Origin of the sequence: Bacillus sp. FSL W8-0848 (assembly GCF_038007805.1) — a bacterium.
In the GTDB taxonomy this organism is placed as follows: Bacteria; Bacillota; Bacilli; order Bacillales; family Bacillaceae; genus Bacillus; species Bacillus glycinifermentans.
The window spans coordinates 2,646,816-2,661,218 of record NZ_JBBOYB010000001.1; the positions used below are offsets into that span (position 1 = coordinate 2,646,816).

The following is a 14,403-nucleotide window of genomic DNA, read 5'->3' on the forward strand; positions in this document are numbered from 1 at the left end:
CTGAATGGCGGCGCTTAAAAAAACCGTCCTCTGTCACTGTTTTTCAACATATTACATTCATTATAGTGAATTCCATCATCGTGTGCAAGCGGTTATCCGCGCAGATGGTAAAGCAGGACCGCCGCAGCGGCGGCCACATTCAAAGACTCGGCTTTGCCGTAAATGGGAACGTACAGGTTCCTGTCCGTCCGGCCGAGCAGATCGGGATCAACGCCTGCTCCTTCATTTCCGATCAGAAGGGCAAACGACTTCGACGGCGGTGCTTCCTTGAATGGCACGGCATTTTGCAGCGCGGTGCCGTAAACCGGAATCCGTTTTTCTTTAAGCTCTTCGATCAGCCCGGAAAGCTCCGCTTTTACGATCGGGATATGGAAATGCGAGCCTTGGGCTGACCTGAGCGTTTTGGCGTTGTACGGATCAACCGTCCCGTGTCCGACGACAACGGCATCGATTCCTGCGGCATCAGCGGTCCGAATGATCGTTCCCAAATTGCCGGGGTCCTGGACGGCATCTGCCAGAAGCAGCTTTTCGTATTGAATGGGCCCTTGTTCAGGGATGCGGCATACAGCCGCGACTGCCTGCGGCGTTTCCGTTTCCGTTACTTGAGAAAAAGCGTCATCGCTCAGGATATAGCACGGAACAGACGCATCCAGTCCAGACGGGATGTCCGCTTCATCCTTGACCATGATTTCTTTTACAATACCGGGGCTTTTTAGCGCCTCCTCCACAAGATGTTCGCCTTCTATTAAAAATGTATTGGTTTTCATCCGTTCTTTTTTCGTATGAAGTTTTTTCCAATCCTTCACTTTTTGATTTTTGGCTGATTCAATTCGTTTCAAATCGTTTGACTCCTTTGTCTGGCAATAGTCACATTATATCTCATGAATGATACATAATAAACCCGGAAACGAGACAGAATATAGAAAATCAGATAAGGAAATGGAGTGAAAAAAGTGGATTTGAATCTGCGACACGCGGTTATCGCCAATGTAACAGGAAACACTCAGGAGGAGCTTGAACACACGATCGTCGATGCAATCCAAAGCGGAGAAGAAAAAATGCTGCCTGGACTGGGCGTTTTGTTTGAAGTGATTTGGCAGAACGCTTCAGAATCAGACAAAAATGAAATGCTTGAGACGCTGGAGCAAGGATTGAAACCGAAGCAATAAAACCGGAGGCTGCAAAAGCCCCCGGTTTATTTTTTCAGCCTGGAATCGACGGCTCCATTCTCAGCGCAGGATCACGCCAAAGCACCATCCACTTCTTAATGGCCGTCACCATAATCACCAGCCCCAGAATGAGCATGATGATCGACAAAATGCCGTTTAATACGCTGTAGCCGGCGGCTTCGGCATTAAAATACACGTGTCTGATCATCCAATATCCCGCATAATTGACCGTTGCATATAAATAAGCGAGCGGAATGAGGCATGTCAGCATATACCGCCTTTTGTCGGCGATTTTTAAGACAACGGTCGCCCCGATGATCAAGCCGACGGATGCCATCAGCTGATTCGAGACGCCAAAAAGCGCCCAAATGGAACTGATATCGCCCGAATACAAGAGGTAGCCCCACATTAAACAGGCGAGCGCGCTTGCGAAGACCGACCCCGGAAGCCAATCCGTTTTTTTGAGCGGTTTGTACACTTCGCCGAAAAAGTCTTGAATCAAGTAGCGGGCCACCCTCGTTCCGGCGTCGATCGCCGTTAAGATAAAGACCGCTTCAAACATGATGACAAATTGGAAGAAATATGAGGCCAAGTGGCTGAAAAACGGAATATCCGTAAAAATATAAGCCATGCCTACGGCAAGCGTCACGGCTCCGCCCGTCCTTCCCTCCAGATCAAGGCCGATTTCGCGGCTGAGCTCAGGCAAGTGGACGGTGTCCATGCCAAGCGTCCGAAATACTTCAGGGGCGCTGTTGATCGCAAAATAATCGCCCGGCTGCAAGGCCGTCGCCGCAATCAATGCCATAATCCCGACAAGGCACTCGACCAGCATGGCGCCGAAGCCGACGAATTTCATATCGCTCCATTTGTCGAGCATTTTCGGCGTCGTTCCGGAACCGACAAACGCGTGGAATCCGGAAATCGCCCCGCAGGCGATCGTGATCGAAATAAACGGCCAAACCGGGCCTGGCGAGACCGGGCCGCCGCCTTTCGTAAATTCGGTAAACGCCGGAAACGGAATCGCCGGATTCACGACAAAAACGCCCGCAATCAACGCGATAAACACGCCGATCTTCATAAAACTGCTCAAATAATCGCGCGGCGCAAGCAGCAGCCAGACAGGGAGCGCCGCCGCAAAAAACGCATAGACCGGAAGCGCGATCGCGAGCGTTTTCACATCAAGCGTCAGCGCTTCGCCGAGCGGCGTATTCGCGACAGACGGACCGATGAACACACCGGCCATGAGCAAAATGAACCCGCCGGTTGATGCGAGCTTTAAGTTGCCCGTTTTTTTATAAAATAAACCGACTCCCATCGCAATCGGAATCGTAATGGCCACGGCAAACGTCCCCCACGGATTGCGTTCAAGCGCATGGAGCACCACCATCGAAAGCCCTGCCATTGTGATCGTAATAATAAACAGCATTGCAAGCCCGGTGCAAAATCCGGCAACCGGTCCGAGCTCTTCTTTGGCGACTTCAGAAAGCGATTTTCCATTCCTCCGCATCGACGCAAATAAAACGACGATGTCATGAACGGCTCCCCCGATAACCGCTCCGATCAACAGCCATAATAAGCCCGGCAAATAGCCGAACTGCGCAGCCAAAATCGGTCCGACAAGCGGCCCCGCAGCCGCGATGGCCGCAAAATGATGGCCGAACGACACCCATTTATTTGTCGGCACGTAATCTTTGCCGTCTTTTTGAAGATGGGCAGGAGTCGGTTTGTCGTCATTCACCTTCAGCACTTTCGCCATCATAAATGTTCCGTACAAACGGTAGGCGATCGCCAATATGCAGATAGAAGCGATCACAATCGTAATTGCATTCATCCCAATCCCTCCCCCTTTGTTTCCCTTTTAACATAGCCTATCTTTTATGTAAGCGCAATCATCATTTTCAAAAAAACCTTTCCTTACTTTTTGTTTCTGTATTTCAGCGGCTTTTAGATTCCGTTTCATATAGAATCATTTTTAGATTGACACTTTAGCACGATCGTACTAAAATGAAGCCATGAATACAAAAACACAAAAGCGAAGACTGCAAATTATTGAAGACGCCATTCAAGTGCTTGCGGAAGAAGGCTATGCAAATGCCTCTATCGGCAATATCGCAAAAAAGGGGGGAATTAGCAAAGGAGTTGTCACGTATCATTTTCCGAATAAAATGCAGCTAATGAAGGCTGTTGTGGAGCATTCCTACGGACTTGCAGCGCCTTATATGGAAAAGTTCATGGACGGTTTAGACAGTGCACCGGCTACACTCCGTGCCTATATTGAATCAAATCTCAGATTTATGTTTGAACACCCCAAATACGTTACCGCAATCATTGAAGTAGTTTCCAACCTACGAACAGAAAGCGGTGAGCTGTATTATAAGGGTGAAGATGAATCAATATATGAACCGCTGATTGATATTTTTAAGTGGGGACAGGAAATGGAAGGGAGTTTCAGGGAGTTTTCCCCGCTCATTATGGCCAGAACCGTGCGAAGCGTAATCGATTCATTGGGACCAAAAATCGCAAATCATGATATATCAGACATGGAGAGCACGATCTCTGAAATTGTTGATACGTTCGATTATGCAACGAGAAAAACAACTAAATAGGGGGACTATCGTGAGAACTGGCGAATTGCAGAAATTAGACAAAAAAATTGTTGCCGCAAGGAAGCTTGAAGGTGTGATCACGTTATGCGTGTATACCTGCGTTATCCTTGTCTTGCTATACTGCACTTTAACATTCGGCTGGCCAAAATGGATATTGGCCGGAGCATCGTGTTTGGCTATTGCCTCTGTACCATTTGAACTTTATCTTTTGCCAAGGTGGAAGTATCGTTTATGGCGATATCGGATCAGTGAATTAAGCATCCAAATCCATAAAGGGATCTTTTTTAAGCGGAAAGTATTAATTCCCATGGGGAAAGTCCAGCATGTCGAAGCAAAACAAGGCCCTATTTTAAAAAAGTACAATTTATATACGATTACTTTATCGACAGCAGCCGGGAGCCATGAAATTCTGGGATTATCCGAAGGAACCGCCGAATCTCTCCGGCAAGATATTGAAGCTTATGCGAGGTTAAGCGATGAACAAGTCTGAAACATTGATAAAACATCGTCTCCATCCTGTTTCGATCCTTTATTTTGTCATGATAGCGATCAAGGAATCGTTGTCCTTCATATGGCTGGTTCCGCTGCTCGTACTATTTATTCATAAACTGGGCAGCCACATCCCCGCTTTCATCATCATTATTGCTTTAAGTTCTTTGCTTATTATCGCGTTTTTCATAATTGGTGTATTGAGATGGCGGGCATTTTCCTACCAGATACACGAGAAAGCCATATATATTGAATCTGGTTTGTTTGTGACAAAGAAAAGATGGGTGCAGCCGGACCGCATTCAATCCGTCGATTCTACTGTCCGTGTATATGACCATTTATTCTCTACACGAACGTTAACGATTGAACTTGCCGGAGGTGATGAATCCAGCATCATTCTCAGCTGCATTTCAAAAGAAGAAGAACAGCGCATTCGAACGGTTTTAAAAGCAGAATCAAACAGCAGGCTGATCAATCATTCTGTAGAGTCAATGTTTCAACTATATAAAAATGATCTCATATTGCACAGCCTTCTCTCGCCTAAATTTGGGATTGTGCTTACGCTTTTATCACTGGGATGGCTAAAATATCGGGATATAACGAAAGACACTGACCGGGACACTTTGTTCACCTGCCTATCCGGCTGGTTCGGTTCCAACTGGATCATGATCACGGTGGTCATGCTGGTGGTTTTATCATTTGCACTTTCATTATTGCTGACATTTGCAACCGACTATCATTTCACATTAAGCAAGAATGCCAAAGGAGAACTTGAAATCGAACAAGGCCTGTTTGAGAAGAAAAAGCGAACGATTGACCCAAACCGGATACAGGCGATTCTCATCATAGAGCCGCCGATTCACCGCCTCTTGGGATTCGTCTCAATTAAAGCTGTCGTTATACGTAACAGTCCAAATGAACAAAGCCAAAAAACGATTACGATTCTTCCCTTTGTTAAAAAAGAAAAAGCCCATTCCATGCTTGAACCGTTTACCGGTTACCGGAGGAACCGCAATTTGCGCATGCTGACAAAAGAAGCCAGACTTCATTATATGGTTCTGCCATTTACAGCAGGCTGTCTTCTATCAATACCGATATGGATGCTTCTTCCCCATCCCTTTCATTATCTGACTGCCATTCTGCCGCTTGCATTATTATGGGCAGGATGGATGGGGTATCGAAGGACTCGCTGGAATCAAAGCAGCCGATTTTTAACTTTGCAGTACGGAACTTTTGCCCGGCGAACGGCCATCATTAAACACGGCCGCATTCAGTGGGCAGTGTTGGGCCAAACAGTTATGCAAGAGAGGAAGAACTTGGCATCCATTAAGGTAGCCGTTGCTTCCGGAAAAGAAAACGTAAAGTTTTCGTTAAACCATATTCCGATAGAGAGTGCGACAGAAATTTATCAACATGCCATCAAAATACCAAAAACCTAGTTGACTAATCAGAATAATAAGATTAAAATGATCACATGCTTCATCTGCTGCCTTTTCAAGGCATAATTGGCGGGAATCACAGGATGCCCGCCTTTTTTGTTTCAGCAAAGCGGAATGACATAAAAATGAATGAGGATCACAAGGCAAAATGATGCTGATCCTGCGATTCTATTGGCATGCTTGTTTTCAGCCGAAGCGGTGATATGATGAGCCAGCGTCCAAAACAACACGGTGCCGGTCAATATGACGGCTCCCGTTAAAAATGAGCTGTTAAAAGACTGTGTTCTCTCAATGATTTCCGATATAAACAAAAGCCAAAGGTATGCCAAAAACCCGTACATCAAACACCAATACGCAGCAGAAAAAAATTTCATATGTCTCCCCCCTGTTTTAAATTATTCTACCCACACATAAAAAACCGGCACAATGATCTGCACCCTGTCAAGTAGACAGTGGAAATAACTAAAACACACTAGACGGCTTTAGCCCTGTATTCCACTGGGCTGAGGCCGTTTAGTTTTTCTTGTAGACGATCGTGGTTGTAAAAGTGGATATATTCATCAATTGCGCTTTGAAGTGCCTCAAATGTCTCGTACGAATTCCGTCTGTATTTCTCGCATTTTAATTTCCCCCAAAACGACTCAATGGGGCCGTTATCAATACAGCGGCCGACGCGGGACATACTCTGTGTCATATTTGCGTTTTCAATCATCCTTCTAAACTGGTGGGACGTGTATTGAAAACCTCTGTCGCTGTGAAGGAGAGGACGTGCGTTTGGGGCTGCCTCAAGCGCTTGGTTCAAGGTTTTAAACACAAGGGCGTTATTATTGGATTTCCCCAGCACATAAGACACGACCATTCCCTCATGAAGATCTAAAATGGCACTGAGGTACGCTTTCCGATGGCCGTATTTTAGCTCTGTCACATCAGTCACCCATTTTTGATTTGGTTTGTCCGCTTTAAACTCTCGATTCAGGATATTTTCGGACACATGTTGAGGCGTCGCTTTGCCGTAACGTTTTTTCTTCCGCCGAATGACACACTCCAGCTTGGCAATTTTCATCAGCCGATAGATGCGCTTATGATTGAGGCGCTCTTTAAAGCGGCGGTTCATGTTTAAGGTCATTCTGCGGTATCCGTAGATACCGCCAATTTGTTCGTGAAGTAGCGCCATTTTGGCGATAATCTTTTCATTCTGTTTTTCTCTCGCTGAAGGTACTCGGCTCCTCCATTTGTAATACCCCTGGCGCGAAACTTCGGCAATCTCACATAACATTTGGACAGAAAAGCCTTCTTTTCGATTCAGCTCTAAAATGGCGAGATATCGATCTTCGTACCGAACCTGACTTAGAACCGCCTCCTTTTGATCTCTTCCAACTTTTTTAAGAACGCATTCTCTGCGCGCAAACGCTCATTTTCCTGTTCCAGCCGTTTGTTTTCCCGTTGAATTTTTTCTTCAGGTGTCAGTTCTTCTTCGGTTTTGCGTTTTCCCCGTGTATCTTTTAAGGCTTCTTCTCCACCTTCTTGATACTTTTTCACCCATTGATACACCTGTTGGTAGGAGACTTGATGAATCTCCATTGATCTGGCGTAGTCCTTTCCATGAGCTAGACAATCCTTCGCAATCTCAATCCGTTCTTCCAATGAAACGTTCTTCCGTTTGGTCATCAAACGATTCCTTCCTCTCCCGCTGTCTTTTAACGTTTTATGACCATTATAAAGCTCAACCCACTTCATGAGTACGGATTTACTGGAAATCTTATATTTTCTCGAGATTTCTCTTTGAGAGTAGCGTCCGGATAAGAAGTCTTTCACGGCATTGTATTTTAATTCTGCGGGATAGAACTTATGGCGCTTTGAACGTTCCAAACTCTCCACACCCGCCATATCATGCGATGTTCTCCATTCACGAATCGTTTCGGCATGAATGCCATATTTTTCTGCGATCTCCTTCACCGAATTATTGCCCTGATCACATTCTGATAGAATATTCAATTTTTCTTCTTTTGAAAACCATTTTCCAGCCATGAAAAAAATCCCCCAAGGCAAACAGATTTTTTTATTTCATCTGTCTACCTTTAGGGGAGCATATCACAATGGCCGGTTTTTTTACATTGATTGTTTTTTTAGCCTGATCACATTCCAGGAAAGCTTAGGGAGACGCGCCGTCAGCCTGCCGTCGCACACTTTGGCGTCTCCGCCGCTGTGCGGAACGACGTTGTTTCGGTCTTTTTCGTTCGTCGCTTTGTTGTCTTCGTGTTCAAGCACGATGTGTTCGCAGACGGCATAGCCGTCAAAGCTTCTGATATCGGCTTCGAGTTGCAGGCCGCCGTTCGTATCGCGGTTGACGGCGAATACCGTTAATTCTTCGGCTTCTTCATTGAAAACGGCGACAGACTCTAAATACGGAACATCTGTAAAGTCTTTGCTGTCATACTTTGGCGATGAAACGGCCGTTTGCAATACCGTTCCCCGTCCGTAGACAGAAGCGTGCATGAACGGATAGAATGTCGTCTGCCGCCAGGCTTCTCCGCCTTTTTCCGTCATGATCGGCGCGATCACGTTGACAAGCTGTGCGAGACAGGCGATTTTGACGCGGTCGGCATGTTTCAAGAGCGTGATCAGCATACAGCCGACAAGAAGGGCATCCTCGAAGTTGTAAATGTCTTCAAGAAGGTGAGGCGCTCTTTCCCAGCGCTCGACCAGTTTGTCTTTTTCATTCGAATGATACCAGACGTTCCATTCATCGTAGGAAAGGTGGATCGTTTTTTTGCTGCGCTTTTTCGCTTTCATATAGTCGCAGACGGCGATCACCGTATTGATAAAGTGGTCCATATCAAGCGATCTCGCCAAATAGTTCGGAAGGTCGTTGTCGCGGTTTCCGTAATACGAATGAAGCGAGATATACTCGACGTGTTCATACGTATGGTCGAGCACGGTCGTTTCCCAGTCGATAAACGTCTGCATTCCGCTTCCTGAGCTTCCGCAGGCGACAAGCTCGATGGAAGGGTCGGTCCATTTCATGAGCTTTGCAGCTTCAGCGGCGATCCTTCCGTACTCGGCGGCCGTTTTATGGCCGATCTGCCATGGACCGTCCATCTCATTGCCGAGGCACCACGTTTTGATCTTATGCGGCTCTTTATAGCCGTGCGATTTTCTGAGATCGCTGTAGTATGAATCTGACGGATGGTTGCAGTATTCGACGAGATTGCGGGCTGCGTCAATGCCTCTCGTGCCAAGGTTGACGGCCATATTCACTTCCGCGCCGACAAGCTTCGCCCAGTCCATGAATTCATTGGTGCCGATCAAATTCGGTTCAGTCGTCGCCCATGCCAGATCAAGCCTTGTCGGCCGCTCTCCGACAGGGCCGACTCCGTCCTCCCAGTTATATCCCGATACAAAGTTGCCGCCGGGATATCTGATAAACGGCACCTTCAGCTCTTTGACGAGTTTGATGACGTCTTTTCGAAAGCCCGATTCATCCGCCTCCGGATGATCCGGTTCATAAATGCCTTCATAGACGGCTCTTCCGAGATGCTCGACGAACGAGCCGAAGATCCGCTTGTCAACCTCTGCAACCTTATATCCCTTGTCGATCGTCATTTCCGCTTGTTTTGCAGTCATTTTACAATCATTCCTTCCCAGAGAATATTTTATGATCAGCCTTTAATCCCGCCTGCTGTCAAACCTGACACAAAGTACTTTTGGAAGAACAAGAAAATCAGAATGACAGGCAGAATCGCCAGCACTGAACCTGAGATCAGCATGTCGTAGTTGTTGCCGTAAGGACTGAGCAACGCCGACAATCCGATCGGAAGCGTAAACATTTCCTTCGACCGCAGCACAATCAGCGGCCATAAAAAATTATTCCAGCTGTTTAATGACTGGAGGATGATCATCGCTCCGAAAGCCGGCTTCATGAGCGGGGCCATAATCCGGAAGTAAATGCCGAATTCGGTGCATCCGTCCATTCTCGCCGAGTCGAGCAAATCTTTCGGCAGGCCGAGCGCATACTGCCGGAAGAAAAAGACGGCGACGGGCGATACGATAAACGGAAGGATCACCCCGGCATACGTGTCGACGATATGCAGCGCGACCGTCATTTTAAATAAAGGCAGCATCAAAACTTCAATCGGCACCATCATGATCAAGAGCACAAATACAAACAGGAGATTTTTCCCCTTAAACTGATAAACGGCAAGCCCGTAACCGACCATCGATGAAAACAAAAGCGTTAAAACGGTCGATATGACGACAAGAATCAGGCTGTTCGAGAACCATTTAAAATAAATGCTTCCTCCGTTAAACAAATAGGCATAGTTGTCAAGGCTCAACAATTCGGGGCTCAACCTTAAATTAAGCCCGAACCTCAGCAATTCTGAAGACGGCTTCAGCGAGCCGAGCACAAGACAAAACAGCGGAAACACAAACAAAAAACTTAAGATCGCAAACAGGAAAAACGTCGCTGTTTTCGCAATGTTTGAGCCTCTGGCATGCATTAATAGCCCTCCTTTTTAAATGAGCCTGACAGCTTTAGCGATATGAGGCTTGCGATGAAAATAATCACGAGCAGCACAATGCCGAGCGCGGAACCGTATCCCATATTGTTGTAGGCAAGCCCCTGCTGATAAATGTATCCGACCATTGTCAGGCCGATATTGCCCGGGGAATTGTTTTGCCACAGCACATAGCTTTCTTCAAACATCCGAAAGCCGCCGATGATGCTGATCGTCAGCACGTAGACGGTGACGGGCTTTAAAAACGGAAGCGTAATATAGAAAAATTTCTTCAGTGTGCCGGCGCCGTCAATTTCGGCCGCTTCGTACAATTCTTTCGGAACATTTTGCAGGCCGGCCAAGAAATACAGCACATTAATGCCCATCCACCGCCATGATGCGAGCATGACCATTAAAAACATTCCCGTATGCTCATTGTTCAGCCAGTTTTGCGGCGCGGCTCCGAGCTTCAGCAAAATCGAGTTTGCAAGCGATGTTTCCATTTCGCCGAAAATCAGCCTGAAAATGATGCCCGCCACGATCGTGGATGTCAAGGCAGGGATAAAAAGGGCCGATTTAAACACATTTTTAAACTTTACAAGCTTTGAATCCAAAAAGACTGCAAGAATAAGAGGAACCGGTATTAAAATAAGCAATGTCCAAAAAGTGTATTTGATTGTATTGAATAATGCGGTATAAAAAGTGGGATTATTTAAAGCTTTATAGTTTTCCGCCCCGACGAAGCGGATCTCCCCCGGGAGAATGCTTTGAAAGCTCATGATGATGACGCTGATAAGCGGATAAAGGAAAAAGATGCAAAATGAGAGTACGAAAGGTGCTGTAAAAAAGTAAGGTGCGGCTTTTGCTGAATATAATAGGCGGGTTATCTTTCTTTTTCTGCTCACCGGCGGAAACGAATGCACTGTATCCGTTTTGACAGTCTTCAAGTTATCGCCTCGCTTTACAGTAATGAAAGACTATTGTCCCTTTACCTCGGCGGCTGCTTTGTCCAGGGCTTCCTTCGGTGTTTTGCTTTTCGTTTTAAGAGCTTCGTATAAAACGTTTTTGTTGACCAGATCGGATGTTTTTGCATAATCCTCTGTTAAATAAAGCGGATTGATCTCATCTTTCACCTCGAGAAGCATCGAAAAAATCCCGCTGCCGTTTTGAAAATATTCTGTATATTGATTCGGTTTCTTCAGTTCTTCCGAATCCCACACATCCCATCTGAGCGGGTCAAACCCGAGGACGGTCCATAGCTTGATGTTTCCTTCTTTTGACACTTTGGCAAACGATAAAAAGTCCTTGGCCAGTCCGGCTTCCTTCGCTTGTTTTGGAATAACGGTCGCTGTGCCGCCCATCCCTGCCGATCGGTCTCCGCCTTCTTTCCATGCCGGAAGCGGCCTGATCGCAATCTTCCCTTTTAAATCAGGCATATAATCCAAAAATCTTCCCATATACCAGATCGGCATCAAAACGGATGCTGCCCCGCCTTGATTCATGAAGCCGTAATATTCTTCGCTGTGGTGAAAGCCTCCAGGCGCTGTGACCGCAATTTTGTCCTTTTCGATCAAGGTTTTCAAAAATCCGAGCGTTTTGACATTTGTTTCATTATTTAAAGTCAGACGGCCCTTTTCATCAAAGTAGCCTGAGCCCTGCTGGGAAATCAGCGGCAAAAACGAATTCGGGTCTGCCGTTTCGATTGTCGTCATCGGCTTGCCTGTAGCCTCTGCGACCTTTTTGCCCGCTTTTCTGTAATCTTCCCATGTTTTAATATCATCCGGATCGACTCCCGCTTTGTGTAAAATATCCATATTATAGTACATCACCGTCGTTCCGACGTGGGTGTCAAGCCCGTACAGTCTGCCGTTTTTGCTGTACAGGGTAAGCCGCGCTTCCACAAACTTGTCGCGCTCATCTTCGACAAGGGAGGTCAGGTCTGTTAAAGGAATGTCAGAGCCTTTCAAAAAATTGGAGAAGCGGGCGAGCTCAACATCGGCAATATCCGGAACCCCTTTTCCCGCCAAAAGCGATATCGAAAGATTGTCGTGCATCTGTCCGTACGGATAAACGACGGTATTTAATTTGATCTTACGGTCCGGATATGCTTTATTCCATTCTTTCACCATTTCCGCATAAAACTGTTCATGAAGGCCGTTGAACGTCCAAAACGTCAGCTCTGTGGCATCGTCATCTTTGCCGGCGGCGGGACTCGCCCTGCACCCTGTCAAAAGCAAGCTAAAAGCCATGATGATCATAAGGAAAAATGAAAGGAACCTTTTCACGTTTTAACCCCTTTCATGTTTGACATGCTGCCTGATGTCAGGCAAAAGTCCGTATTGATTCATGATGGCAAGACCCGTGTACCGGTCCCTGAGGTTGTGGGCCCGGGCCATCGCCTCCATAAGCAAAGGCTCGTCAATATCGAGGTCTGTAAATGATACCGGCCCGCCGACTTTTCTCATCCATTCCGCCATCTCCTCTCCGCCGGGAAGCTTTTCATAGGCGGAACGAACCGTTTTTGCGACGTGTTCATCGCCGAAATCCCGGTCTTTAAGAGAACGGTAAACATCCGCAAGCATGATGGAAGCGCAGCCTACTTTTGCCCCGTGGAGAATCTGCCGCTTGCTGTTTTCGAGCGCTTTCATCTCAAGGTAATGGGAGAGGTGGTGCTCACCTCCGGAAGCAGGTCTTGAATGGTCGAGCATCAGCATGACAAGGCCTGAAACGATCAGCGATTCCATCAATTTTTCGATGCCCTCCCGCGATTTTGCCGCGATGTCATCGATCCTGGACAGACACTGATCAAGCGCTTTTCTCGTGATGGCGCAAGCGGTCGGACAGTATGGTTCATCAGCAAGCGAACGGGAGATCTCCCAGTCGGCGAGCGACGTTATTTTGCCGAGCATATCGCCGAATCCCGCGGCGATCATGTTTTGCGGCGCATTCCGCAAAAGCTCGATATCTGCAAATAGCGCAACAGGCGCCGTCGTTTGAATCGTCTGCTTTGTACCGTTTATAATGAGCGGAGCTCCGGCCGATGTAAAACCGTCAACCGACGGTGCAGTAGGCACCGAAATAAACGGAATGCCTCGCTGATAGGCGCAAAACCTGACGATATCATGGATCGTCCCCGCACCTGCGGCAATGAGCGCATCCGCATCGATCGGCGCATCGATCAATGCCTTGACCATCGTTTTCTCATCTGCTATGACATCCCCTGCCGCATTCGCCTCAAGCTTGACAAGGGATACCTCCGCCGTTTCCTGAAGGAGAGACGCCAGCCGTTCTCCCGCGATTCGGCCGGTCGTTTCATCACAAACGATAGCAATGTTTTGAAATGAAGCGGCTTTTATAAAGGCAGGCATTTCGTTTTCGACAGCATGTTCGCCAATCGCGATTTTTTCAACCGTAAGCGGGAAATGGACGGCTCCGCACCCGCAGTCGCCCAACGTCTTTTTCATATAAGAGATCAAGTCATTCATGATTATCCCTCACTCCTCCTATTGGCCGTAATACGCGTCAGCCCCGTGCTTCCGGAAAAAGTGCTTATCGAGCAAGACACCGCTGATCGGATGTAGCGACGGATTCAGCATGAGCGAATGATAGGCCATTTTTGCGACCTCTTCCAGGACAACGGCGTTGTGCACGGCCGTCAAGGCATCTTCCCCCCAGCAAAACGGACCGTGATTGTTGACGAGAACGCCTGGAATGTCGCGCGGATCAAGGTGCTGAAACGTCTCCCTGATGACTTTTCCGGTATTTAATTCGTATTGTTCCGCGATTTCATCAGCACGCATTTCCCTCGTACAGGGAATATCGCCGTGATAGTAATCCGCGTGAGTCGTTCCCAATGAAGGGATGTCCCTGCCTGACTGCGCCCAGCTCGTCGCCCACGGGGAATGGGTGTGGACGATTCCGCCTATCGTTTGAAACTCTTTGTAAAGGTAAATGTGCGTCGGCGTATCCGAAGACGGCTTCAGCTTTCCCTCGACAATCTCTCCGTCCAGGTTCAGCACGGCTAAATCTTCCGCTTTTAATTCGCTGTATTTCACGCCGCTCGGCTTGATGACGATCAAGTTTTTATCACGGTCGATCCCGCTGACATTTCCCCATGTAAACGTGACGAGCCGGTGCTCCACAAGCTGTAAATTCGCTTTTAACACTTGTTCCTTTAAAGCCTCCAGCACAAGGTTCTCCTCCT

The 14,403-nt window shown here is 47.3% G+C and carries 14 protein-coding genes; 4 read left to right on the plus strand and 10 right to left on the minus strand.

Annotated elements, in window-relative coordinates; genetic code table 11:
• Positions 1-92: 92 nt before the first annotated feature.
• Positions 93-839, minus strand: a complete 747-nt coding sequence (locus tag NSQ39_RS13930) for a TrmH family RNA methyltransferase (protein ID WP_046131923.1) — start codon at positions 837-839, stop codon at positions 93-95.
• 114 nt (positions 840-953) lie between these two features.
• Between NSQ39_RS13930 and sspI the strand changes: the two genes are divergently transcribed.
• Positions 954-1,169: a small acid-soluble spore protein SspI gene (gene sspI, locus NSQ39_RS13935; RefSeq protein ID WP_046131922.1), complete on the plus strand. Its 216-nt coding sequence runs from the start codon at positions 954-956 to the stop codon at positions 1,167-1,169.
• Positions 1,170-1,203: 34 nt separating this feature from the next.
• Here the strand turns inward: sspI and cstA are convergent, their stop codons facing one another.
• A complete protein-coding gene (cstA, locus tag NSQ39_RS13940; protein ID WP_175075735.1) occupies positions 1,204-3,000 on the minus strand; it encodes a carbon starvation protein CstA in 1,797 nt (598 codons plus the stop codon).
• Between the two features lie 181 nt (positions 3,001-3,181).
• Here cstA and NSQ39_RS13945 point away from each other — a divergent pair, with 181 nt between their 5' ends.
• From NSQ39_RS13945 to NSQ39_RS13955, 3 genes are read left to right on the plus strand one after another with little or no spacing between them, the layout of a single operon-like run.
• Positions 3,182-3,775 (plus strand): TetR/AcrR family transcriptional regulator, encoded by a 594-nt coding sequence (locus tag NSQ39_RS13945; protein WP_175075736.1) that lies wholly within the window; start codon positions 3,182-3,184, stop codon positions 3,773-3,775.
• A gap of 10 nt (positions 3,776-3,785) precedes the next feature.
• Complete coding sequence (locus NSQ39_RS13950; protein ID WP_175075737.1) at positions 3,786-4,265, plus strand: PH domain-containing protein; 480 nt, start codon at positions 3,786-3,788, stop codon at positions 4,263-4,265.
• Entirely contained in the window at positions 4,252-5,703 is a 1,452-nt protein-coding gene (locus NSQ39_RS13955) for a PH domain-containing protein (protein WP_175075738.1), read from the plus strand. The genes NSQ39_RS13950 and NSQ39_RS13955 overlap by 14 nt, the downstream gene beginning before the upstream one ends.
• A gap of 101 nt (positions 5,704-5,804) precedes the next feature.
• Here the strand turns inward: NSQ39_RS13955 and NSQ39_RS13960 are convergent, their stop codons facing one another.
• The 8 genes from NSQ39_RS13960 to araD form a co-directional block, all read right to left on the minus strand.
• A complete protein-coding gene (locus tag NSQ39_RS13960; RefSeq protein WP_046131918.1) occupies positions 5,805-6,077 on the minus strand; it encodes a hypothetical protein in 273 nt (90 codons plus the stop codon).
• 98 nt (positions 6,078-6,175) lie between these two features.
• Positions 6,176-7,731 (minus strand): IS3 family transposase gene (locus NSQ39_RS13965; protein WP_341014364.1). Its coding sequence is split into 2 segments (ribosomal slippage): positions 6,176-7,074 and positions 7,074-7,731, totalling 1,557 coding nucleotides; the frame shifts between segments, so codons are not numbered across the junction.
• Positions 7,732-7,812: 81 nt separating this feature from the next.
• Entirely contained in the window at positions 7,813-9,327 is a 1,515-nt protein-coding gene (gene arfA / locus NSQ39_RS13970; RefSeq protein WP_175076779.1) for an arabinosylfuranosidase ArfA, read from the minus strand.
• A 35-nt stretch (positions 9,328-9,362) separates the two neighbouring features.
• Positions 9,363-10,202 (minus strand): carbohydrate ABC transporter permease, encoded by an 840-nt coding sequence (locus NSQ39_RS13975; protein WP_046132169.1) that lies wholly within the window; start codon positions 10,200-10,202, stop codon positions 9,363-9,365.
• Positions 10,202-11,146, minus strand: a complete 945-nt coding sequence (locus NSQ39_RS13980; protein WP_046132168.1) for a carbohydrate ABC transporter permease — start codon at positions 11,144-11,146, stop codon at positions 10,202-10,204. Before NSQ39_RS13980 ends, NSQ39_RS13975 begins: the two co-directional genes overlap by 1 nt.
• Positions 11,147-11,176: 30 nt before the next feature.
• Entirely contained in the window at positions 11,177-12,484 is a 1,308-nt protein-coding gene (locus tag NSQ39_RS13985) for an ABC transporter substrate-binding protein (protein WP_046132167.1), read from the minus strand.
• A gap of 3 nt (positions 12,485-12,487) precedes the next feature.
• The gene (locus NSQ39_RS13990) at positions 12,488-13,684 is read right to left on the minus strand and encodes a sn-glycerol-1-phosphate dehydrogenase (RefSeq protein ID WP_046132166.1); all 1,197 of its coding nucleotides are present in this window, start codon (positions 13,682-13,684) and stop codon (positions 12,488-12,490) included.
• Positions 13,685-13,702: 18 nt separating this feature from the next.
• On the minus strand, positions 13,703-14,389 hold the full coding sequence (gene araD, locus NSQ39_RS13995; protein ID WP_175076780.1) for an L-ribulose-5-phosphate 4-epimerase: 687 nt from the start codon (positions 14,387-14,389) through the stop codon (positions 13,703-13,705).
• Positions 14,390-14,403 lie beyond the last annotated feature (14 nt).